Source organism: Streptomyces sp. NPDC056296 (genome assembly GCF_042268605.1).
Classification (GTDB): Bacteria; Actinomycetota; Actinomycetes; order Streptomycetales; family Streptomycetaceae; genus Streptomyces.
The window spans coordinates 77,346-98,385 of sequence record NZ_JBHJRX010000032.1; the positions used below are offsets into that span (position 1 = coordinate 77,346).

The 21,040-nt window shown below is 72.1% G+C and carries 20 protein-coding genes and 1 pseudogene; 14 read left to right on the top strand and 7 right to left on the bottom strand.

Annotated elements, in window-relative coordinates; all coding sequences use genetic code 11:
- Positions 1 to 10 precede the first annotated feature (10 nt).
- The 4 genes from ACFCZF_RS23650 to ACFCZF_RS23665 form a co-directional block, all read right to left on the bottom strand.
- Positions 11 to 394 (bottom strand): DUF3037 domain-containing protein, encoded by a 384-nt coding sequence (locus tag ACFCZF_RS23650; protein WP_375905441.1) that lies wholly within the window; start codon positions 392 to 394, stop codon positions 11 to 13.
- Entirely contained in the window at positions 391 to 1,146 is a 756-nt protein-coding gene (locus ACFCZF_RS23655) for a HipA family kinase (protein ID WP_376673341.1), read from the bottom strand. The genes ACFCZF_RS23650 and ACFCZF_RS23655 overlap by 4 nt, the downstream gene beginning before the upstream one ends.
- Positions 1,147 to 1,276: 130 nt before the next feature.
- On the bottom strand, positions 1,277 to 2,287 hold the full coding sequence (locus ACFCZF_RS23660; RefSeq protein WP_376673342.1) for a questin oxidase family protein: 1,011 nt from the start codon (positions 2,285 to 2,287) through the stop codon (positions 1,277 to 1,279).
- 231 nt (positions 2,288 to 2,518) lie between these two features.
- A complete protein-coding gene (locus ACFCZF_RS23665) occupies positions 2,519 to 3,538 on the bottom strand; it encodes a LuxR C-terminal-related transcriptional regulator (protein WP_376673343.1) in 1,020 nt (339 codons plus the stop codon).
- 312 nt (positions 3,539 to 3,850) lie between these two features.
- Between ACFCZF_RS23665 and ribA the strand changes: the two genes are divergently transcribed.
- From ribA to ACFCZF_RS23720, 11 genes are all read left to right on the top strand, one after another.
- Positions 3,851 to 4,495 carry a GTP cyclohydrolase II gene (ribA, locus tag ACFCZF_RS23670; RefSeq protein WP_376673344.1) on the top strand — a complete coding sequence of 215 codons (645 nt, stop codon included), beginning with the start codon at positions 3,851 to 3,853 and terminating at the stop codon, positions 4,493 to 4,495.
- Positions 4,496 to 4,535: 40 nt separating this feature from the next.
- Positions 4,536 to 5,609, top strand: a complete 1,074-nt coding sequence (ribD, locus tag ACFCZF_RS23675) for a bifunctional diaminohydroxyphosphoribosylaminopyrimidine deaminase/5-amino-6-(5-phosphoribosylamino)uracil reductase RibD (RefSeq protein ID WP_376673368.1) — start codon at positions 4,536 to 4,538, stop codon at positions 5,607 to 5,609.
- On the top strand, positions 5,606 to 6,733 hold the full coding sequence (locus ACFCZF_RS23680) for a glycosyltransferase family 2 protein (protein WP_376673345.1): 1,128 nt from the start codon (positions 5,606 to 5,608) through the stop codon (positions 6,731 to 6,733). The genes ribD and ACFCZF_RS23680 overlap by 4 nt, the downstream gene beginning before the upstream one ends.
- Positions 6,730 to 8,088, top strand: coding sequence for an MFS transporter (locus ACFCZF_RS23685; RefSeq protein WP_376673346.1), 1,359 nt, complete (start codon positions 6,730 to 6,732; stop codon positions 8,086 to 8,088). The genes ACFCZF_RS23680 and ACFCZF_RS23685 overlap by 4 nt, the downstream gene beginning before the upstream one ends.
- A complete protein-coding gene (locus ACFCZF_RS23690; protein ID WP_376673347.1) occupies positions 8,085 to 9,266 on the top strand; it encodes a hypothetical protein in 1,182 nt (393 codons plus the stop codon). Before ACFCZF_RS23685 ends, ACFCZF_RS23690 begins: the two co-directional genes overlap by 4 nt.
- A gap of 157 nt (positions 9,267 to 9,423) precedes the next feature.
- Positions 9,424 to 11,304 (top strand): WD40 repeat domain-containing protein, encoded by a 1,881-nt coding sequence (locus ACFCZF_RS23695; protein WP_376673348.1) that lies wholly within the window; start codon positions 9,424 to 9,426, stop codon positions 11,302 to 11,304.
- The gene (locus ACFCZF_RS23700; RefSeq protein WP_375905415.1) at positions 11,301 to 12,299 is read left to right on the top strand and encodes a clavaminate synthase family protein; all 999 of its coding nucleotides are present in this window, start codon (positions 11,301 to 11,303) and stop codon (positions 12,297 to 12,299) included. The genes ACFCZF_RS23695 and ACFCZF_RS23700 overlap by 4 nt, the downstream gene beginning before the upstream one ends.
- A 175-nt stretch (positions 12,300 to 12,474) precedes the next feature.
- The gene (locus ACFCZF_RS23705) at positions 12,475 to 13,014 is read left to right on the top strand and encodes a hypothetical protein (RefSeq protein WP_376673349.1); all 540 of its coding nucleotides are present in this window, start codon (positions 12,475 to 12,477) and stop codon (positions 13,012 to 13,014) included.
- A gap of 49 nt (positions 13,015 to 13,063) precedes the next feature.
- Positions 13,064 to 13,831: a formylglycine-generating enzyme family protein gene (locus ACFCZF_RS23710; protein ID WP_376673350.1), complete on the top strand. Its 768-nt coding sequence runs from the start codon at positions 13,064 to 13,066 to the stop codon at positions 13,829 to 13,831.
- A 179-nt stretch (positions 13,832 to 14,010) separates the two neighbouring features.
- Positions 14,011 to 14,493: a Rieske (2Fe-2S) protein gene (locus tag ACFCZF_RS23715; RefSeq protein WP_375905406.1), complete on the top strand. Its 483-nt coding sequence runs from the start codon at positions 14,011 to 14,013 to the stop codon at positions 14,491 to 14,493.
- Positions 14,490 to 14,957: a pyridoxamine 5'-phosphate oxidase family protein gene (locus ACFCZF_RS23720; protein WP_376673351.1), complete on the top strand. Its 468-nt coding sequence runs from the start codon at positions 14,490 to 14,492 to the stop codon at positions 14,955 to 14,957. Before ACFCZF_RS23715 ends, ACFCZF_RS23720 begins: the two co-directional genes overlap by 4 nt.
- Before the next feature lie 10 nt (positions 14,958 to 14,967).
- Here ACFCZF_RS23720 and ACFCZF_RS23725 read toward each other — a convergent pair.
- Positions 14,968 to 15,914, bottom strand: a pseudogene (locus tag ACFCZF_RS23725) (LysR family transcriptional regulator).
- A gap of 74 nt (positions 15,915 to 15,988) precedes the next feature.
- On the opposite strand from ACFCZF_RS23725, the gene ACFCZF_RS23730 reads away from it, so the two are divergent.
- Complete coding sequence (locus ACFCZF_RS23730) at positions 15,989 to 16,957, top strand: DMT family transporter (RefSeq protein WP_376673352.1); 969 nt, start codon at positions 15,989 to 15,991, stop codon at positions 16,955 to 16,957.
- Positions 16,958 to 17,051: 94 nt separating this feature from the next.
- On the opposite strand, the gene ACFCZF_RS23735 is transcribed toward ACFCZF_RS23730, so the two are convergent.
- A complete protein-coding gene (locus ACFCZF_RS23735; protein ID WP_376673353.1) occupies positions 17,052 to 18,389 on the bottom strand; it encodes an aminotransferase class I/II-fold pyridoxal phosphate-dependent enzyme in 1,338 nt (445 codons plus the stop codon).
- Positions 18,390 to 18,423: 34 nt separating this feature from the next.
- Between ACFCZF_RS23735 and ACFCZF_RS23740 the strand changes: the two genes are divergently transcribed.
- A complete protein-coding gene (locus ACFCZF_RS23740; protein WP_376673354.1) occupies positions 18,424 to 19,116 on the top strand; it encodes a pyridoxamine 5'-phosphate oxidase family protein in 693 nt (230 codons plus the stop codon).
- Entirely contained in the window at positions 19,116 to 19,757 is a 642-nt protein-coding gene (locus tag ACFCZF_RS23745; RefSeq protein WP_376673355.1) for an FMN-binding negative transcriptional regulator, read from the top strand. The genes ACFCZF_RS23740 and ACFCZF_RS23745 overlap by 1 nt, the downstream gene beginning before the upstream one ends.
- A gap of 231 nt (positions 19,758 to 19,988) precedes the next feature.
- On the opposite strand, the gene ACFCZF_RS23750 is transcribed toward ACFCZF_RS23745, so the two are convergent.
- Positions 19,989 to 20,933, bottom strand: coding sequence for a DMT family transporter (locus tag ACFCZF_RS23750; RefSeq protein ID WP_376673356.1), 945 nt, complete (start codon positions 20,931 to 20,933; stop codon positions 19,989 to 19,991).
- Positions 20,934 to 21,040 lie beyond the last annotated feature (107 nt).

The following is a 21,040-nucleotide window of genomic DNA, read 5'->3' on the forward strand; positions in this document are numbered from 1 at the left end:
CGGGGCACGGCTACCGCACCAACAGGTCGAGCAGCCGTTCCGTCTCGGCCGCCGGGTCGGCCGTGAGGCCGGTGTGGACGGGGCCCGGCTGGACGATCGTGGAGCGGGGGGCGATCAGCCACCGGAAGCGGCGGCCGGGATCGTCACCGGCCGCCTGGCCCGCCGCGTCCCCACCGGTGCACACGCCCTCGACGGCACGCAGGGCGGCGCGCACGCCCGGCAGGTCGACGTCCGGGTCGAGGGCCAGCAACCTGCGCTCGTCGAGGTGGGTGCGGGCACCCACGTAGGACTTGCCCCGGCAGTACACGAGCACCCCGGCGTTGACGCACTCCCCGCGCTCGACGCGGGGTACGACGCGCAGCAGCGCGTACTCGAAGACGTGGCGGTCGCTCACCGGTCCCCCTGGATGCGGTCGTGGATCGTGGCGGCCCGCGCGAGCAGGGGCCGGGCGTAGGCGCGCCGGAGGTCGTCGGGCGTGGCGAAGCCGGGCTCGTCCAGCAGCCAGACGTCCGGGATCTCGGCGGTGACCTCGGCGAGGAGTTCCTCGGTGACCAGGGGGGCGAGCGCGGCGGCGGCCGGGCGGACGTCCGGCGCGAAGCGTGCGAGGGCGTGGTCGGAGGTGTCGTAGGGGCGGGCGGCGGAGGTCTCGGCGCCGGGCCAGTTGTGGTGCCAGATCATGGTCGCGCCGTGGTCGATGAGCCACACCTCGCCCCGCCACCTCAGCAGGTTGGGGTTGCGCCAGGACCGGTCGACGTTGTTCACGAGCGCGTCGAACCACACGATCCGCCCGGCCTCCTCCGGGCTCACCTCGAAGGCGAGCGGGTCGAAACCGAGCGCGCCGGAGAGGAAGTCCATGCCCAGGTTGGTGCCGCCGCTCGACTTGAGCAGTTCCTGCACCTGCTGGTCCGGCTCACCGAGGCCCAGCACCGGATCGAGGTCGACCGTCACGAGACGCGGCACCCGGAAGCCCAGCCGGCGGGCGAGTTCACCGCAGACCACCTCGGCGACGAGTGTTTTGCGTCCCTGTCCCGCGCCGGTGAACTTCAGCACGTAGGTGTCGAGGTCGTCGGCCTCGATCAGTCCCGGCAGCGAACCGCCCTCGCGCAACGGTGTGACGTAACGGGTCGCAGCGACACGTTTCAGCACTTTCCCAGGCCACCCGTCTGTTGAACCGGCTTCGGGCACGAAGCGAGCATAGTAACCGAGGGTGATCGTCGGCGGTGCGGGGCCGGCTCGCACCGCCGCTGACACGGCCGTGCCCTGTGGACGACGGTGGCTAGACCAGCGGCTCGCTCAGGTCGATGGAGCGCAGAGCCGCCGTCAGTGCCCGTTCGTCGCCGACGTCGAGGGCCGTGTCGGTCAGCTTGATGACGTGTTCGTCGCCGTGTGCCAGTGCCCGTTCGACGACCTCCTCGGCGGTGAAGGCGGCCGACGGGGTGAAGGCGACCGGGGCCTGGGGAGCGTACATCGCGGTCACCGCCGCGGACGCCGTCCACGCGGCCCGCAGGCTCGGCACCCACAGGGCAGGCGGGAGCGCGGGCAGGACTCGCAGCACCGCGTTGGGGGCCGTGGCCGCGTGGACCAGCATCGTCTTCTCGCCGTGACCGTGGGTGGCGTACCGGTGCGTGGCCGCCCGCACGAGATCGGTGAGGCGGCGCCGGGCGTCGTGCGGGTCCGTGACGGCGGCCGCCCACACCGGCAGGCCCGTGACGCGGCCGAGCCGGGCGGGGAAGCCACCGTCCCGCGTGGCGATCGGCGTCACCGCGTCCAGCGCGGCGGCCGCACTGTCGGCACCGGGCAGCGGCACGAGGTCCGCGACGGGGTGGTACCGGGCGGCCCAGTAGCCGAGACCGTGAGAGAGCTCGGTCAGCCGTGGCTCGGTGCCGTCGTCGGCCAGCAGTGTGCGCACGGCGTGGCCCACCCGGATCACCGGGTGGGTCGAGCCGCCGTACAGGCCGGGCAGGAGACGGGGCCACCACTCGGTGAGCACGTCCCGCCAGGGGCGCTCGGCGATCTCGCGGCCGAAGTAGCCGATCCAGTCCGCGGCGCGGCGTGCATCGCCCAGCGCCGACCGCCAGTTGGCGGCCGTGACCCGCTCGACAACGGACGGGAACTCTTCGAGCTTGGGTGCGTACAGGTCGAGCCACCGATGCACCGAGCCGGCCTGACCGTGCGCGGCGAGGGCCTCGACGGCCATCGGTGCGTGATTGGTGAGCCGTCCGAGCCTCTCCGGACCCGAACCGTGCAGTCGCTGGAGAGCCTCGTCGAGTATGCCCGTGGTATCCATGCCGAGAACGGTAGGCGAGACGCCGCGGCGGCGTAACGGCCCGCAGTCGCATACGTAGGACATGGTTTTGGCCAGATCGTCGTCGGTCTTGGCCGGAAGGCGTTCACCGTACGACTCGACGGAATTTCCCCGGCGGCTGGATTCGATTTCCGAGAGCACCGCGAGGCCGGCCCGAAGCAGAGCTCGCGGGCCTTGTCATTCGAACGTGGGAGAAGACTGCGCACGTCCGGGTCAGTTGCCGACCCCTTCGTCAAGGACGCCGGCTTTCGCGATGAGATAGGCGAGCTGGGCGCGACTGCGGCTGTTGAAGATCTCCGACGCCTTGCGCACATGGGTTGCCACGGTTCTGACGCTCATGCCGAGCCGCCCTGCGATCGCCTCGTCGGTATAGCCGTTCACCATGAGTTGCAGGACCGATCTGCGCGTTTCGTCGGCGAGCAGCGGCGGGCGATGCGCGCCGGGCGAGTACCGAAGCGGGGTGGCGCGTTCCCAGGCATGCTCGAACATGGCGACGAGGTATCGGATCAGCCCCGGGTGTTCTACCGCCAAGGCGGTCTGGCTCCGCTGCTCACCGGGGTCGGGCACAAAGGCTATTCGCTGGTCGCACACGATGATCCGGTCGAATACCTCGTCCAGCGTGCGGACTTCCGCTCCCGCGGCGGAGATCTGGTCCACATAGGAGAGAGTCGGGCTGTGGGTGCGGACGGTGTGCTGGTAAATCGTGCGCTGCCGCACCCCGCGCCGGAGTGCCGGCAGGTCGCTGGCGAGGGCCTTGGCCAAGAGCTCCTGCGGCCGGCCGCCACCGGGCTGGGCGGTGAGCAGCTCCTCCCGACAGGACTCCACGGCCGAGGCGAGGGTGGTGCTGATGATGTCCGCGCCGCTGATGACACGGGCGGCCTGCACGCCGTCGTCACGGTAACTGTCGCGGTAGACCTGCTCGGCGCGGTAGATCGACGCGTGGACCGCGTCGAGTGCGTGCTGCTGGCGGTCGATGACCGCCTCCATGGGCCGCACCAGGCCGCTGGCGGCCAGCCCCGGCGGAATGGCGACCAGCCGGTTGTCGGGCGTCCGCCGCAGAAGTCCCAGGCGCGTCAGGCACTCAGGAATTTCCGGATTTATTGAGCGTCCTTTCAAAACTCGCGCATAGAAGTTCAGCCCTGTCTCGCAGATCTCAAGCACCTGGACTTTGTTCAGTATGTCCACTTTCACACACATCTGCACATCCTTCGGGTTCTGGCGATGCATGATCATGCCACAGTTTTCCCTTGGCGCAACGCCGAAGTGAGCAGCAAGATTCCAAGGGTCATCACGAAAACTCGACCCGACGTTGACGGCGGGTAAACACAGGGGGCAGCTGCATGTTCACGGAAAAGCCTTTCCACCGAGCAATCGGCGTGTTGTTCGTCTCGGTTGTCATCGCTCTCGGATCGTTCACCGCAATTCCCGAAGAGTCTCCGGCAGAGATCACTGCGTCCACCCAGCAGACGGACGACTCACAGTGGGGATGAGCCTCGGTCCGATCGAATTATTCCGCTTTTGATTCCGGCTGCAGGGTGGTCAGGTATGCGCACAGAACAGAATGAGAGCGACGTCGTCACGCCCGCCTATACCGTGCGGGTGAGGGCTCGAGTGGAGGTTCCGATCGATGTTCCCGGCCTGGGACACCGGGCGGGAACCATGGTCAGTTTTCATGGACTGCATGACGGCCGCGAGCACATCGCACTCCTTATGCCCGGGTGGGAGAAGAGGAGCGATCCGCTGGTGAGAGTGCATTCCGAATGCCTCACCGGCGACGTTTTCGGGTCGCAACGCTGTGACTGCGGTCCGCAACTCCACGAGGCGCTCGCGATCTGCTCCCACGAAGGCGGCATCATCCTGTACCTGCGGCAGGAGGGGCGCGGTATCGGGCTCTACAACAAGTTCGACGCCTACCTGCTGCAGGACCAGGGACTGGACACCTTCGAAGCGAACGCGGTGCTCAACTTCGGTCATGACATGCGGGATTACCGGGCGGCGGCGGAAATGCTCATGGCCCTGGACGTGCCCGAGATCCGCCTGCTGTCCAACAACCCGGAGAAGGGTATCCAGCTGCGTTCGCACGGCGTTGCCATATCCGAGGTCGTCACGACGGGGACGTTCGTCAACGAGAACAACCACGCCTACCTGACGGCCAAGCGCGAACGAGCCGGTCATGCGCTCGAGGTCTGAGGTGTCGGCCGCCCCCGCGGCGCCGAGGGAACTGGAGGCCATGCGTCAGGCGCTGGACCTGGCCGCGGCCGCGGTGGGATCGACCGGTACGAACCCGGCGGTCGGCTGTGTACTCCTCGACGAGGAAGGCACGACCGTCGCGACGGGCGTACACCGAGGGCCCGGTACCCCGCACGCGGAGGTCGACGCCCTGCGACGGGCACAGGGGCGGCAGCGCGGTGCCACCGCCGTGGTCACCCTGGAGCCCTGCGACCATCAGGGCCGTACCGGCCCGTGCTCCAGGGCTCTGATCGAGGCCGGGGTCCGGCGGGTCCTGTACGCGGTGGCGGACCCGAACCGGGTGGCGGCCGGCGGAGCGCGACGGCTGGCGGACGCGGGCGTCGAGGTCGTCGGCGGGGTGCTCCGGGCTCAGGCCGAGGGCGTCCTGGAGATGTGGCTCACCGCCGTACGCTCCGGGCGGCCCTTCGTCACCTGGAAGTTCGCCACCACCCTGGACGGCCGCAGTGCCGCCGTCGACGGCTCGTCCCGCTGGATCAGCTCCGCCGAGTCCCGGAGGGACGCGCACGAACTGCGCGCCCGGCACGACGCGGTCCTCGTCGGGTCGGGTACCTGGCGGGCCGACAACCCTCGGCTGGACCTGCGCCACGGCGTCGTGGGGCACCCCCCGCTGAGGGTGGCTCTGGACGCCCGCGGTGAGCTGCCTCCGGACTCCCGACTGCTGGACGGTGAGACCCCGACGCTCGTGGTGACCGAGCCCGGTGCCGAGGTCGCGAGCGTCGACGAAGCCGACGTACTGCGTCTGGACACCGACGCGCGCGGGCACTTCCCGCCCCTCGCTCTCCTGGAGGCGCTCAACGAACGCGGCGTGCGGTCCCTGCTGGTCGAGGGCGGCCCCGCACTCGCCTCCGCCTTTCTCCGCACAGGGCTCGTCGACCGTGTCGTCACCTACATCGCACCGCTGCTGCTGGGATCCGAGGGCGTCGCCGCCACCGGTGAACTGGGAGTCGGGTCGATGGGTGAGGCGCATCGCCTCCGCATCACCGCGGTGGACCGGATCGGAAGTGATCTGCGGGTCGAGCTCCGGCCCTCCGCCTCGACCAGAGGGAAACAGTGACTGGTTTTCTCCTGCCCAACGCCCGTCTCGCGCCGCGGGAGCAGCCCAGGGCCAATGCGTCGGGACTGCCCCCGGTCACGATCCTCATTCCGTTCTACCGGGAGACCGAAGAGATCCTGCGGCGTTCCGCCGGCATGCTCCCGTCCCTGGACTACCCGCACGACAGGCTGTCCGTACGCTGGCTCGTCGACGCCCGGCACCCCGAGGACGTGTCGGCCGCCGAGCGCGTCGCGGCGTCGGCGCGGGCGGGCTTCGGCGGCGAACTCCGGGTCGTGGCTGTCCCCTCGATGACACCGAAGGCGAAGGCCCTCAACCCCGCGCTGCGGGAGATCGACGACCCCATCGTCGGGATCTACGACGCGGACACGGTCCCGGACCCGGGACAGCTCCGACAGGCCGTGGCGGCGCTCGACGCCCGTGACCTCGATGTCGTCGACGCCATCGAACTGCCGGAGGCGGGCGGTGACCTGGTCAACCGGATCACGCTCGCGCAATCGGCCGCGTTCTTCGGTGCCATGGAGTACGTCAATCGCCGCACGGGCATGCACATGCTGCTCGGCAGCTCGATCTACTTCCGGCGCAAGGCCCTGAGCGAGGTCGGACCGCTGCGCGAGGACGGCGTCGAGGAACTGTACGAGTGGGCGGTGCGGGCCGCGGCCGCCGGAGTGCGCACGGGCCGCATCGTCTCCTTCTCGTACGGGACCCGCACATCGGTGGTCGGGCCCGCGCTGCGACAGCGCACTCGATGGATCCGCGGCCAACTGGACATCGGGTTCCGCTCCCTGCGCGGGGCACCGCTGCCGGCCCGGCCGCGGGCCGCCGTGGCGCTGCTGACCCTCAGCCTCCTGGCCCAGCTCAGCGTGTTGCCGACGGTGGCCGGAGCCGTGCGCTACCGCGCACTGCGCGTTCCCGCCGCCGCGCTGCTCGCGGGTGAGGCGATGCGCATCCGCAGCGTCTCCCGCGATCCGGTGTGGGAGGTGCTGCGGGTGGGCTCCGGCTGGGTTCTCCTGCTGCCGTTCGAACTCCTCGAGTCGGCCTCGGCCTGGCGCGCCGTCTGGGAGCTGGCGACCGGCCGTGACACCTGGCACAAGGTGCGCCCGGAGACGGGGAGGGACACGGCGTGATCAGTCTGGGGCTGCCCCGCATTCCGCAGCGCGGCCGCATCTTCTCCTCCGTCTTCATCGACACCTTCGGCTGGGGCCTGTTCGCCCCGCTGGCCTTCCTCTACTTCTCCTTCGGCACCGGGCTGTCCTTCTCCTCCATCGGCTCGGCGGTCAGCGCCGGCACGCTGGCGGCGCTTCCGACGGCACTGCTGGCCGGCTGGCTGGTCGACCGGTTCTCCCCGAAGACCGTGCTGGTGTCCAGCAATCTGGTCACGGCACTGGGCTACGGCCTCTACCCGTTCGCCTCCGAATGGACGCTGATCGCGGTGGCGACGTTCCTCGTCATGGCCGGAGACCGTCTGTACTGGGCGAGTTGGCCGGTGATCGTGGTGGACCTGGCATCCGGCCGCACGCTCGACGCCACCTACGCGGCGGTCGGCACCATCAAGAACTTCACCGTGGCCACCGGGGCCCTGGCGAGTTCGGCACTGACCATCGCCTTCGGCCGCGGGGCCGCGGACCTGGTGCTGGCACTGAACGTGGTCACGTCGCTCGTCGCCGCGGTGCTTTTGGCCGGGGTGCGCGTCCCGACGGACCGGCCTGCCCAGCGGGCGGAGCGGGCGGAAGATGCGGAGGGGGCGGAGGGGACGGAGGGGTCGGAGGAGCGGCACGGCTGGCGTACCGCGTTCAAGGACCACGCGTTCACCGGGTTCTGCTTCTCGTTCATGCTCCTCACCTTCGCCTGGGCACTGCCCGCGACGATCCTGCCCGCCTACGCCGTGGAGATCATGGAGCTGCCCGGCTGGGCGCCGGCTCTCTTCCTCGGGGTCAACAGCGTCGCCATCATGCTGGCGCAGATGCCCGTGACGGCGAAGGTCGCCCATGTCCCGCGGGCGCGGCTGATCGTGCGGGCCGGGCTGATCTTCGTCGTGGTCTTCACCGGGCTGTACCTGGTGACCAAGTTGTCGGCCACGACCGCGATCGTGGTGCTCGTCCCGGTGATGCTCACCTTCACCCTGGCCGAGATGATCAGCCTGCCCGCGGCCAACGCCCTGGTGGCGAGCAGTGCGCCCGCCGCCATCCGCGGCCGGTACATGTCGCTCTTCCAGCTCTCCTGGGCGGTATCCGGCCTCTTCGTCCCCCTGCTCGCCGGGTTCGTGCTGGACCGCGGGGCGCTGTGGGTGTGCACCGCGTTCGGCGGGCTCGCTCTGCTCGCGTCGATCGGGATCCAGGTCACCGCGTACCGGGTGGCCCCCGTCGGCGAGGAGAAGGAACCCGTTGCTCCGTCCCCGCACCACCCGAGCGACGAACCGGCGTCCCCCGGGAGCGGCCCGGACGTGAGCCATGCCCACGTATCCACCAAGGATGTGACATGACAGAGTCCTCGGCCGGTGCACCCGGCCACGACGCGCCCTTGTACCCCGGCATCAGGGTCATGGCTCACCCCCGGCGGCGGCACCAGGCGGAGGCACTGCTCGCCCGGTTGCGCGGCGCCGAGCGACTCCTCGTCCTCGATCCGGAGCCGGACGGACCGCCGAGCCCCCTGCGCACCGCGGCGTCCGCCTGGGCGGGCCCATACGGGGAGGCGAGCCACCGGCTGGTACTCCAGGACGACGTCCTGCCCGCCGAGGGCTTCCTGGACCTGGTCACGGAGGCAATCCGGAACCGCCCCGCCGATCCCATCGCTTTCTACAGCAACTGGAACCACTGGAACGGTGCGGCCGTCAGGCTCGCCGCACTCACCGGCGCCGGCTGGGCCCGGGCGATCCCGGACGAGTACGCGCCCTCGCTCGCCGTGGCGCTCCCCCGCGCACTGGCCGCCGAATTCGCCGACTACGCACGGCGGTTGCTCTCGCGGGGCACGCCCCCGGACGACGAGGCTCTGGCCGCGTTCCTGCGGGAGCGGGACAGAGCGCTCTTCATCGCCGTCCCCAACCTGGTCGAGCACAAGGGCGGCGACAGCCTGGTGGGCAACGACGTCCAGGGGCCGAGGTTCTCGCCCTGCTTCGCGGACGACGCCGGTGGGGGCCGAACGGGTTCGGCCACGCTCGGTGCGCTGGACTTCTACCCCCACTTCTTCAAGGGGCACGTCTACGGCATCACACCCACGGGCCCTGACGGCAGCTACGTCAAGACCTATTGGGACGAGTGCGTCCAGGCGGTGGGCGTGGACCCGGACCGGGTCCGGGAGTCGGCACGGCGCGAGCCCACCCCCGCGGCGCTGTTGCGCGACCTCGCGGGCGCCGGACTGCAGATCCACCAGGCGACCGCGGCCTGGACGGCCGCCGTGCTGTACGGGGTCGTCCGGGAACGCGTCGTCGCCCGGGAACGCGTCCTCGCCGCCGCGGGCACCGCACCGTCCGATTCCCGGGGCCCGGACCCCGCCGTCCACGCGCGTGCCGTGGAGACCATCCCGCTGGGCGGCCTGGCCCAGGTGGTCGGGCTGCCGTTGCTGCGCCGGGTCATGGACCCGCTGCGCAGGCTGACCGAGGAGGGCCTGAACGCGGGTGCGGAGCTGGCATCCGCCGCGGCACCCCTCGGTGTCCCGCACTAGCTCCCGGGTACGCCCCGCCGGCCTGCCTTCCTCCTTTCCCGCCCTTCCGGTCCCGTCTGCCCACCCTCCCCGCCCTTTCCAACCCTTCCTTTCATCTGCCATCTGCCATCTGCCACATGCCATCTGCCATCTGCGCTGTCAGGAGTTCGAGAAGACCATGCGGACAGTCGACGTGTTCCACCCGCAGTCCACGACCAACAGCACCGCCGTTCACGCCTCCCCGCAGACCTCCGTGGCGTTCAGCCCGGACGGCGTCCACTACGCCAGCGCCGGGTACGACGGCCGGGTGGCCGTGTGGGACCGCTCCGGTACCGCCCCGCTCTGGGTCGGCCGGCACTCCCGGCTGGTCAACGGGGTGCGGTTCTCACCGTCCGGCCGGCTTCTCGCCAGCGGTTCCGCCGACAAGACCTGCCGCGTCTGGGAGGTGGCCACCGGCCGTCAGGTCCAGTTGCTCGCACGGCAGCCCGACGACCTCAACGCACTGGCGTGGCTGGACGAGAACCGCCTGGTCACCGTCTCGCAGGACGGCACGGGCCGGATCTGGGACATCCGCACCGGCGTACTCCAGGAGGGCGTGATCTTCCACGCCGACCACTGCATGTCGGTCGACGCCTCGCCCACGGGCGTGCTGGCCAGCTGCGGCGAGGACGCGACCATCCGCCTCTGGGACACCGACGGCTCGCTGCTGCGTGACCTGCCCCAGGCCGGTCACGCCGAGATGTGCCGCTGGTCCCCCGACGGGACCCTGCTCGCCGCCAGCTGCGACGACGGCTTCGTGCACATCGTCCGCACGGACGGTGAACTGGTCACCAAGGTCGGCCCGTACACCGCCGCCGTGAAGTCGGTCGCCTGGTCCCAGGACGGTTCCCGGATCGTCATCGGCGCCTACGACAGCACGATCACGCTCTGGGACATCGCCGACTGCCGGCCGCTGGTGCGCTGGTACGGCGCGCACCTGTGGCCCCGCTCGGTGGACTGGTCCGTGGACGGCCGGACCGTGATCGCGGGTACGTTCTCGGCGCTGCCCGCGGTGATCGACGTGCCCGAGATCCCGGCGGGCGCCCTGCCCGAGGCCGTCCGGGAGATCACGCTCGTCGCACCGGTGTCCACGCACGGCGTCAACCACGTCTCGGCCGCCGGCGAGGTGCTGGCGGCGGGCAGCGACAACGGCACGGTCCGCGTCTGGAGCCACCGCGGCGCCACCGCGACCGAGGTGCCGGTCGGCAACGGCAGCCTCATCAACACCGTCGCCGTCTCCGAGGAGTTGCCCGGCCTCGTCGCCTACGGCGCTTTCTCCGGGCGGGTGGGCGTGGCCGACGCCGTGACCGGGCGCGATGTCGCCCGCGTCGATCGCGCGCACCCGGTGAACCGGGCGGCTTGGTCGCCGGACGGAAAGTGGCTGGCGGTCGCCGACTACGAGGGCGGGCTCGACCTGTACGCGTGGACCGGGAGCGAACTGGTCCCCGGGGTCCACTACGAGGGTCATGACGGGGCCATCAAGGACGTGTCCTGGGTGGACGCGGACCGGCTGGTCACCTACTCGACCGACCGCCAGGCCCATCTGATCACCACTGAGGGCAAGCTGATCCGCTCGTTCGGCGGGCACGGCGAACTGATCAACGGCGGGTCGGTGACCAGGGTGGCGGGCCGGGCCCTGCTCGCCACGGTCTCCCGCGACCGCACCAGCCGTATCTACGACCTGGAGACCGGAGAGCTGCTCCAGGTCCTGGTCGGCCACGACGAGTCCGCCAAGTGCGCGGCCTGGCACCCGGGCGGTGAGCCCCTGCTCATCACGGGCTCGTACGACTACACCGGCCGGCTGTGGGTCCTGGACCCGGATACCCTCGTCCCGCTGCACAGCCATGTGCTGGAGGGACACGGCAGCGCGGTGAGCGCGGTGTCCTGGCTCGGTGACGACGCGATCACGGCCTCCTGGGACAGCAAGGTGCTCGCCTGGACACTCGGCACCGACACCGCCCGGACACCGGCCTCGGCCGAGCTGGCCACGGACTGGCAGACCCCGGAGGACTCCCGATGAAGTCCCTGAGCCTGGACATGAGTTCCACGAGTTCCCCCACCGCGCTCGCCCTGTCCGGTGGCGAGCGGGACGCGGTACGGCGGGCCGCGGAGCACGTCTGCCGTACCGCCGACGGCCGGCTGGACGACCCGGAGACGGCCGCGGCCGCACGCGCGGGCTGGGAGGAGCTGCCGGCCCGGCTCCGGGCGGGCGTACGTGCCTTTCGCAGGGACTCGGGCGACTGCGGGGCGATGCTGGTCACCGGGCTTCCGGTCGACGAGGCCCTGCTTCCGCCAACACCTGTCGTGGACGGCTCCGTCCGCCGGGAGACGACGGTGCCGGCCGCCGTCCTGCTGATGACCGCGGCCGGTGGCCTGGGGGACCCGGCCGCGTACGCGCCGGAGAAGTCCGGTGCGCTGGTGCAGGATGTCGTGCCGGTGCCTGGCAAGGAGGACTTCGAGGGCAACGCGGGGTCCACTCTGCTCTCCTTCCACATCGAGAACGCCTTCCACGTGCACCGTCCGGACTTCGTGATGCTCCTGTGCCTGCGCGCGGACCACGACGGCCACGCGGGGCTGCGCACCGGATCGATACGCCAGGCGCTGCCCGGCCTGTCGGAGCGGACGAGGGAGGTTCTCTTCCGCCCGGAGTTCAGCACGCAGCCACCGCCCTCGTTCGGGACGGCGGGCGGTGCCGCTCCGCCGCGCCCGGTGCTCTCCGGTGACCCGGAGGACCCCGACCTGCGGGTGGACTTCTCGGCCACCACGGCCGTGACGCTCGAGGCACGGCAGGCGCTCGTCGAGCTGGAGGCGTCCATCAGCGCGACGTCCCACACGGTCCGTCTGGCGCCCGGGGACCTCGCGATCGTGGACAACCGGGTGACCACACACGGCAGAACCGCCTTCCGGCCACGCTACGACGGGGGCGACCGCTGGCTGCTGCGCACCTTCGCGGTGGCCGATCTGCGACGCTCCCGCGACCATCGCCCCGGCGACGGACACGTGATGTGTCGCTGAGCACGCTGCCGCCCGGGGCCGGTCCTGGCCGGCGGCCCGGCCCCGGGCCACGTGCGTGGCCGTTGCTCACCTACGGGCACCCCGAGGGAACGAAGGCATGACATCCATGAATACGGGGCTTCACATCAACGCTGTCGCTCTCGGGAGCTCCCGCCGGATCTGCGCGATCTGGAGGGTGAGTGGACCTGCCGACCGGCAGCGGCCCTGCGACTTCGCCTTCGCCCTCCTGCTGCCTCGTCGGGGGACGGAACAGGACTGGGCCGCCGAGACCGCGCTGGGCGCGCTGGAGGAGCGGTGGTGCGGCGACGGGCCGGTCTGTGTGGACCTCACCACCACGGTGGACGGCATCGCCGTGGACGCGCTGCGGCCCGGTCTGTGCGGGGCCGATCTGCTGGAGGTGTCCCGTGCGGCGCTGGGTGAAGGGCACCAGGAGTGGGCGGAGCTGGCTGATCACGATCCATCGGCCTTCCACAGCACCGCGTCCGACGGTTACCTGCTGCTGCGCCATGCCGCGGTCGTGGACGACTGCGCCGCGACCGGCCCGGGAGGGCGCGTCCGCATCGTCCATGCGCGGGAGCACCGGGTCCTGCGGGCATACGTGGCGGCGCTTCTCGCGAACGCCGGGGCGGCCCGGGAGCCTTGCGGCCCGGACCCGCACGGCGCCCGGCCGCTCCGGATGCTGTCCGAAAGCGAGCGAAAGCGGCTCGTCCCCTGATACCGACAGGCGATCATGATGGCCTCAATGGCCGGACCGAGGAGGAACGATGCGGGTCGAACCGGTGGACTGGGTGGAGATCCCGGCGGGGGTGGTCCGTCGGGGCACCCCGGTCGATGACATCGCGCTGGTGGCGGACCGCTATGCCGACACCCGGGTGCCGCAGGCGTGGTACCGCAAGGAGGCCCCGCGTACGGAGATCCGCCTGCCGGCGTTCCGGATCGCCCGTACACCGGTCACCGTCGGACAGTGGTCCCTCTTCGCCGCGGCCACCGGCCGGCCGATTCCCCGCGCTCCCGAGAACCATCCGGTCATCGGCGTGAGCTGGGACGCGGCGACGGCCTACTGCCGGTGGCTCGGCGAGCGGACCGGCGACCCCGGCGTCAGGCTGCCCACGGAGGACGAGTGGGAGCGTGCCGCCCGCGGTGACGACGGCCGGGAGTTCCCGTGGGGTGACGAGTACCGCACCGGGTTGGCCAATCTGGTGGACACCGGCATCGGAACCACCACCCCGGTCGGCTCGTTCCCCGAAGGAGCCGGCCCGTTCGGGGTTCTGGACCTGGCGGGCAACGCCGACGAGTGGACCTCCACGCTGTACGCCCCCTACCCAGGGGCTCCCGAGGACGTGCCGCTGGTCGAGGACTGGGCCTTCGACCCTCACATCACCCGCGGTGGCGCGTTCCGCCATGACCGGGATCTGGCCAGGTGCGCCCGCCGCCACGGTGCGTACGAGAAAGACCTGGCAGCCATCGGCGTGGGGTTCCGCCTGGCGGCGTCGGCCGTCGGGCCCGCCGGTGACGGTTCCGGCAGTCCGTGACCGTGGACGGCCGGGTGGCAGGGAGCCGCCTCTTACCGGCCGACAGCGAAACGACAGCCGTGTTTTACGCCCGCCCGACCGGCGGCACGACAGCATCACGGCACGGTCTGAACAGCACGTGCCCCGGGGCCGTACCTCTCGGCAGATCATCACGCATCCACCCCGGAAGGGACCCCAGCATGACGAGCGCATCGTTTCACCCCGCGGCGGGACCGGCCCGTCGTACCGTCGTGGCGGCGGCCGGAGCGGCGGGGCTCGCCGTCGCGCTGACCGCGTGCGGAGGCTCGGACGACGACGCGTCGAGCGACACCGGCGCCGCTGACTCGGCTGCCGCCTCCGAATCGGCGGGCGGCGGCGAGAACGCCGGTGCGGGAGCCGCGCTCGCGGCCACCGCCGACATCCCCGAGGGCGGCGGGAAGGTCTTCGCCGACCAGAAGGTGGTGGTCACCCAGCCCGCGGCGGGCGAGTTCAAGGCGTTCTCCGCCACCTGCACCCACCAGGGGTGTGCCGTGAAGAGCGTGGCCGACGGGGTCATCAACTGCCCCTGTCACAACAGCAACTTCTCGATCACCGACGGCAGCGTGCAGAGCGGTCCGGCGCCCAAGCCGCTGCCCGCCGTGCAGATCACGGTCAGCGGGGACTCGATCCAGTTGGCCGGATGACCGTCACTCAGCGCCGGGGCCGGAGGATCATGATGACGCCCGGCGAGCTGGACGCGTTCCTCACCACCCAGCGCACCTGCCGGGTCGCCACGGTCTCGCCCGACGGCGCACCGCATGTGAGCACGCTCTGGTTCGCCTGGGACGGCTCCTCGATGTGGCTGTACTCGGTCGTGCGCAGCCGGCGCTGGACGGAGCTGCGGCGCGACCCCCGGGTGGCGATCGTGGTGGACACCGGCGAGGAGTACGACGAGTTGCGGGGCGCGGAGCTGTCCGGCCGGGTGGAGTTCGTGGGCGAGGCCCCGCGTACCGGCGAGCTGTACGCCGAACTCGACTTCCCCGAGACGCTGTTCGCCCGCAAGAACTTCGGCCTGGAGGAGATGCCGCACGACGGCCGGCACGCCTGGCTGCGGCTGACGCCCGAGAAGGTCGTCTCCTGGGACTTCCGCAAGCTGTCGTCGCCCTGACCGGCTCGACTCACCCCGCGTTCCCCACCTCCCCCACGTCCCCCGCCTGTCCCGACTCCCCCACGTCCCCCGCCGTCGCCCGCAACGCCTCCACCGCCGCCCGGATCGACGGGCGGCGGTCGGCGTCCGCGCGCCAGACGACGTACACGTGCCGGCGCACCCGCTGCTTCAGCGGTGCCGTGACGACCTCGGCGGGCATCGGATGGCGACCGAGCAGCGGTGCGATGCACACACCGAGCCCCGCGGCGACCAGGCCGAGCTGGGTGTGGGTCTCGGCGGCGCGATGGCCGACGATCGGCTCGATGCCCTTCGAGCGCAGGGTGAACATCAGCCACTCGTGGCAGAACTCGCCCTCGCCCCACGTGATCCACTCGTCCTCGGCGAACTCGGCGAGGTCCACCTCGTCGCGGCCCGCGAGCCGGTGGCCGACCGGCATGGCCACGTCCGCGGGGTCGTCCAGGAGCGGCGCCTTGACCAGGCCGTCGGGCAGCGGCATCGGCTTGTGTACCAGTCGAGCACGACGGCCAGGTCGAGGTCTCCGCGCACCACGCCGTTGATGCCGCGCTCCGGTTCCAGCTCGCAGGAGCGGATGCGCAACGCGGGGTGCCGGGTGCGCAGGGCGGCCAGCGCGCCGGGGAAGAGTCCGCGGGCGGCCGTCGGGAAGGCCGACAGCCTCAGCTCGCCCGCCACCTGCCCGCGTTGGGCCTCCAGGTCGGCCTGGGCGAGTTCGACCTGGGAGAGGATGCGGGCCGCGTGCTCGGCGAGCAGCCGGCCCGCGTCCGTGAGCCGCACGCCCCGCCCGTTCTTGGCGAGCAGCTGCTGGCCTGCCTCGCGCTCCAGCTTGGCCATCTGCTGGGAGACGGCCGAGGTGGTGATGTGCAGGCCAACGGCGGCGCCGCTCACCGATCCGTGCCGGGCGAGGGCGTCGAGGGTGCGCAGGCGCTCCAGGTTCAACATGTAAGCAATGCTACGAGATACTCCGTGCGTAATCTCGATTGTGCTACGAGGACGGCTGCACCATCGTTGCCTGCATGAGCAGCAGTGTCGCGTCCTCCTCCGCAGCCCGCCGCGTCTTCGACTGGCGGCTGCGCTTCGGACTCCTCTCCCTCGTCTGGGGTTTCAGCTTCCTCTTCATGAAGGTGGGGACGGAGAGTTTCGCCCCGTTCCAGGTCACGCTGGGGCGGCTGGTGTTCGGTACGGCGGTGGTCGCCGTGGCGATGGCGGTGAAGCGGGAGCGGCTGCCGCGCGGGGCGTGGACCTGGGTCCACCTGGCGGTCGCCGGGTTCCTGCTCAACGCGCTGCCGTTCTCCCTGTTCGCCTTCTCGGAGCTGACGATCCCGTCGTCGCTCGCGGGCATCTGCAACGCGACCTCACCACTGTGGGGCATGGCCCTGTCGCTGGTCGCCCTCTCCGAGGACCGGCCGACGCGGCGGCGGGTGGCGGGCCTGGGCATCGGCTTCCTCGGTGTCCTGACGGTGCTGGGTGTCTGGCAGGGCTTCCACGGCCTGGACGTCACGGGCACGGCGCTCGCCCTGCTGGCCTCGCTCAGCTATCCGATCGGCTGGATCTACGTCCGCCGCACGCTGGCCGGCTCCAGCCACTCCCACCTCTCGCTGACCGGCGCCCAACTGGGGCTCGCCACGGTGCAACTGGCCGTCGTGACGCCGCTCTTCACCTCGATGCCGACCAGTTTCCCGGTCATGCCCGTGCTGGCGGTGGCGGCGCTGGGCACCCTGGGCACCGGGCTCGCCTTCCTGATCCAGTACGACCTGGTGGCCGAGGTGGGCCCGACGACAGCGCAGATGGTCACGTACTTCACCCCGGTCATCGCCACGGCCGCGGGCGTCGCGCTGCTCGGCGAGTCGCTGTCCTGGTCGACGCCGGTCGGCGCGGCGATCGTCCTCGCGGGAGCGGCGCTGACCCAGGCACGGCCCGGGGCGGCCACCGGCACCGCGGAGCCGGCCCGGCGGACACGGGAGCGCGACAAGGCCACGACGTAGGCGAGGACGTCGGCGGGCACAGAGGCGGGGCGCCGGCGGGCACATGGCCAGACGCCGGCGAGGACGAAGGTCACGACGCAGGCGGACCCACGTGTCAGACATAGCTCCGCAGCGGCCCCGCTCCCGGCCCCACCGCCGACGCGACCGCGTCCGCCAGCGGGCCGGCGTCCTGCTCCGTCAGCGTCGAGACGGTGATGCGGATGCCGGGCGGGGCGCTCACGCGGAAGCGGGCGCCGGGGGCCACGGCCCATCCGGCGTGCAGCAGCCGGGCGACGGCGCCGGTCTCGTCCGGCACCGGGATCCACACGTTCATGCCGCTGCGCCCGTACGCGGTGATCCCGCGTTCCGCGAGGGCGCCGAGCAGGGCGTTCCGGCGACGCCCGTAGGCCGCCGCCACCGCGTGCGCGTCCACGGAGCCGTCCGCCCACAGCCGGGCCACGGCCCGCTGGGTGACGCGGCTGACCCAGCCGGGGCCCAGTCGCTGCCGCCCGCGCACCCGGTCCAGCGTGACGGCGTCCCCGGTGAGCACGGCGAGACGCAGGTCGGGGCCGTACGCCTTGGCGGCCGAGCGGACGAAGGCCCAGCTGTGCGTCGTACCGGCGAGGGGGTGCAGGGGCAGGTCGACGATGCGGTGGCCGTGGTCGTCCTCCATCAGCAGCGTCCGAGGGTGCTCGCGCAGCACGGAGCGCAGGGCACGCGCGCGCGTGGCGCTCACCGCGGCGCCCGTCGGGTTCTGCGCGCGGTCCGTGACGACCAGGGCGCGGGCGCCGGCCGCGAGGACCCGCCGTACGTCGTCCGGCAGCGGTCCCTCGTCGTCGACGCCGACGGCGACCGTGCGCAGGCCGAGCGCGGGGACGAGGTCGAGGAGGCTGCCCCAGCCCGGGTCCTCGACGGCGACGGCGTCGCCCGGTCTGAGGTGGGTCGCCAGCACCCGTTCCATGGCGTCCAGCGAGCCGGACGTGACGGCCACCGGTCCGTCCGGCACCCCGTCGGCGTCCAGTTCGGCGCGTGCGAGGCGCACCAGCTCCGGTTCCACGGGCGCGTGCCCGTACAGGACGGGCTCCCGGTCGCCCTGTTCGGCCGCCGCGGCGAACACGGGCCCCAGCGCGGGCAGCAGCGCCGGGTCCGGATTGCCGTCGGACACGTCGCGCACGCCCTCCGGCACCTCGACCCGGATGAACTCGCGCCCCGTGGTGGCCGGTTTCGAGCGCACCCGGCTGCCCCGGCGCCCTGCCGTCTCGATGACCCCGCGCTCGCGCAGGGTGCGGTAGGCGGCGGCCACGGTGTTCGGGTTCACCCCGAGCCGCTCCGCCAGCTCCCGCATCGGTGGCAGCGGTTGCCCCGGTTCCAGCTCTCCCGAGGCCACCGCGCGCTCGACGCTCGCGGAAATCTCCGCTGCGCCCCGCCCTGTGATCCGATACTCTCCTAGCACAAAGCCAATTATGCACTAGTGCAATGGAGAGCGCATGCAGGGGACCACACGGACGCAGCCGCCGTCGCAGCCCGCCACCGCCTACACGCCCACCGACCGCACCGTCCCCACCCGCTCCCCCGACCGGGCCTCCTACGACAAGGAGCTGGTGCACTCGATACTCGACGAGGGTTACGTCTGCCATCTCGGCTTCGTCCGCGACGGCGCCCCGGTGGTGCTGCCGACGCTCTACGGCCGGGTGGGCGAGCGGCTCTACGTACACGGCTCGACAGGCTCCCGCCCGCTGCGGATGACGGGCGCGGCCGACCCGGGCCTGCCGGTGTGCCTGACGGTGACGCACGTGGACGCGCTGGTGCTGGCCCGCTCGGCCTTCCACCACTCGCTCAACTACCGGTCGGTCGTCGTGCACGGCACCGCGTACGACGTGACGGACCCGGAGGAGAAGCGCACGGCCCTGGACGCCCTGGTCGACCACGTCGTGCCCGGCCGCTCCGCCGACTCCCGGCCGGCCAACAAGAAGGAGCTGGCGGCCACCGCCGTGATCCGCCTCGACCTGGACGAGGTCTCCGCCAAGCTCCGCACCGGCGGCGTCAACGACGAGCCCGAGGACCTCGCCCTCCCCCACTGGGCCGGCCTGGTCCCGCTGCGCAAGGGGTACGACGCCCCGGTCGCCGACCCGGGCCTGGACGCCGGCACGGGGATGCCCGACTACCTTTCGGTTCCGTGATGCTGGTCCACCCCTGGGACGCGCCGCCCGACGACGCCGAGTGGCAGCGGTGGCTGTCCGTCCACGACTTCGGCCAGCTCGCGGTGAACGGCCCGCCCGGCGAGCCGCCCCACGTCCAGCCCCTGCACTTCGCCTTCGACGCCGGGCGCGGCGAGTACGGCGAGGTGGTCACGCACCTGGCGCGGCCCAACCCGCTGTGGCCCGCGCTGGAGGCGGATCCCGTCGTCCTGCTGAGCGTGGTCGACGACTACGTGTACGTCCCCGGCCCCTGGCAGGCCGCCCCGGACGGCCCGCCCGAGCACGGCGTGCCGACCAGCTTCTACGCGGCCGTCCAGCTCCGCTGCCACGCCCGTGTCGTGGACGACCCGGCCGGGAAGGCCGGCCTGCTCAACCGCCAGGTCGGCCACTTCCAGCCGGAGGGCGGCTCCGCGCGGGCCGCGGCGGGCGAGGCACCGTACGGCAGGCTGCTGTCCGGCATCCGCGGGCTGCGGCTGGAGGTGACCGGCGTGCGGGCGAAGTTCAAGTACGCCGGCAAGCGGCCCGAGGAGGTCCGGAACCGGATCGCGGCCGAGCTGACCGAGCGGAACGGTCCGCGTGACGACGCGGCCCGCGAACACCTGGTACGCCGCAGCGGGGGCTGACGGGGGCTGACCGAAGGCGGCCCCCGTACCCCTGCCGACAGGGGGACCACAGCGCAGTCCGGCCGAGACGGCCCCGTACCCCTGGAATACGCCTGCCGACAGGGGACCACAGCGGGGCCCGGCCGGTGACGACCCCCGCCCTGCCGACAGGGGGCCGCAGCGAGGCCCGGCCGATGACGGCCCCCTGCCTTCTGCGGGGAAGGGGCCTCTCTCGTCGAGAGGCCCCCGCCGTCACGCCGGTGCCGGCCGCCGTGTCCGTGCCTGCCGTGTCTCCGCCACCGCGAGCCCCGCGACCGGGCCGAGCATCAGCAGCGTTCCGGCCAGGGTCGCCGCGGTGAGGTGCTCGCCGAGCAGCAGGACGGCCAGCGCCGCCGCGCTGACCGGTTCGAGCAGCATGATCACGGAGACGGTGGCGGACCGGACGACGGCCGCGCCGGCGAAGTAGAGCCCGTAGGCGAGAGCGGTCGGGACCGCGGCGACGTAGGCGAGCAGCCACAGGAGCCGGACCGGTTCGTCGGTGTGCGGCACCAGGCCCTCCGCGAGGGCGAGCGGCAGCAGGCAAAGGCTGGTGACGGCGAACGCCCCGACAGACGTACTGGCGGCGTCCGCCCCGCCGTCGCGCCCCCACCAGCGGGTGAGCAGGGTCATCACCGAGTACCCGGCCGCGGACAGCAGCGCGAGCAGTACGCCCGACACGCGGACCGTCGTGCTTCCGCCGCCGAGCACGAGCACCACGAGCCCGGCGAGCGCCCCTACCACGGCGGCGGCCCCGCCCCGGCCCAGGTGCTCCCCGAGGGCGAGGCGCGCGCCGAGCGCGATCAGCACCGGGCCGGCGCCGAGGGTGACGACAGTGGCCACGGCCAGCCCGGTGGACTGCACCGCGGCGAAGTAGGCGGTCTGGAACACCGCGAGGCCGAGGCCGGTGACAACGGCCCGCAGTGCCTTGCGACCGAACGGCTCGCGTACGGCCGTGCGTGCGCGCGGGCGCAGCGGGCGGACGGCGAGCAGCAGGACCAGCCCGGCCGCGCAACGCCAGAACGACAGGGCGACGGGCCCCATGTCGCTGGCCCGGTAGACCAGCGAGGCGGCGGCACCGGCGGTGCCCCAGGCGACACCGGCGACGATCAGATAAAGAAGGCCACGCCCGACGGGCAGGCCTGAGACGGCATTCGACACGAGTTCTCTCCGCAGACGCGCACAGGGCGCGGAAGTTCGAAGCGGCCCCGGGAGGACCGGGAGCGCGGGGACTGCGTCTGCGGGCAGCATCGTCCCGCCCGGCGACA

Coding starts and splice junctions, on each gene's coding strand:
- ACFCZF_RS23660 (WP_376673342.1), bottom strand. CDS start 2,287: ATGGATACCACGGGCATACTCGACGAGGCTCTCCAGCGACTGCACGGT.
- ACFCZF_RS23665 (WP_376673343.1), bottom strand. CDS start 3,538: ATGATCATGCATCGCCAGAACCCGAAGGATGTGCAGATGTGTGTGAAA.
- ribA (WP_376673344.1), top strand. CDS start 3,851: ATGCGCACAGAACAGAATGAGAGCGACGTCGTCACGCCCGCCTATACC.
- ribD (WP_376673368.1), top strand. CDS start 4,536: ATGCGTCAGGCGCTGGACCTGGCCGCGGCCGCGGTGGGATCGACCGGT.
- ACFCZF_RS23690 (WP_376673347.1), top strand. CDS start 8,085: ATGACAGAGTCCTCGGCCGGTGCACCCGGCCACGACGCGCCCTTGTAC.
- ACFCZF_RS23695 (WP_376673348.1), top strand. CDS start 9,424: ATGCGGACAGTCGACGTGTTCCACCCGCAGTCCACGACCAACAGCACC.
- ACFCZF_RS23700 (WP_375905415.1), top strand. CDS start 11,301: ATGAAGTCCCTGAGCCTGGACATGAGTTCCACGAGTTCCCCCACCGCG.
- ACFCZF_RS23710 (WP_376673350.1), top strand. CDS start 13,064: ATGCGGGTCGAACCGGTGGACTGGGTGGAGATCCCGGCGGGGGTGGTC.
- ACFCZF_RS23715 (WP_375905406.1), top strand. CDS start 14,011: ATGACGAGCGCATCGTTTCACCCCGCGGCGGGACCGGCCCGTCGTACC.
- ACFCZF_RS23720 (WP_376673351.1), top strand. CDS start 14,490: ATGACCGTCACTCAGCGCCGGGGCCGGAGGATCATGATGACGCCCGGC.
- ACFCZF_RS23730 (WP_376673352.1), top strand. CDS start 15,989: ATGAGCAGCAGTGTCGCGTCCTCCTCCGCAGCCCGCCGCGTCTTCGAC.
- ACFCZF_RS23740 (WP_376673354.1), top strand. CDS start 18,424: ATGCAGGGGACCACACGGACGCAGCCGCCGTCGCAGCCCGCCACCGCC.
- ACFCZF_RS23745 (WP_376673355.1), top strand. CDS start 19,116: ATGCTGGTCCACCCCTGGGACGCGCCGCCCGACGACGCCGAGTGGCAG.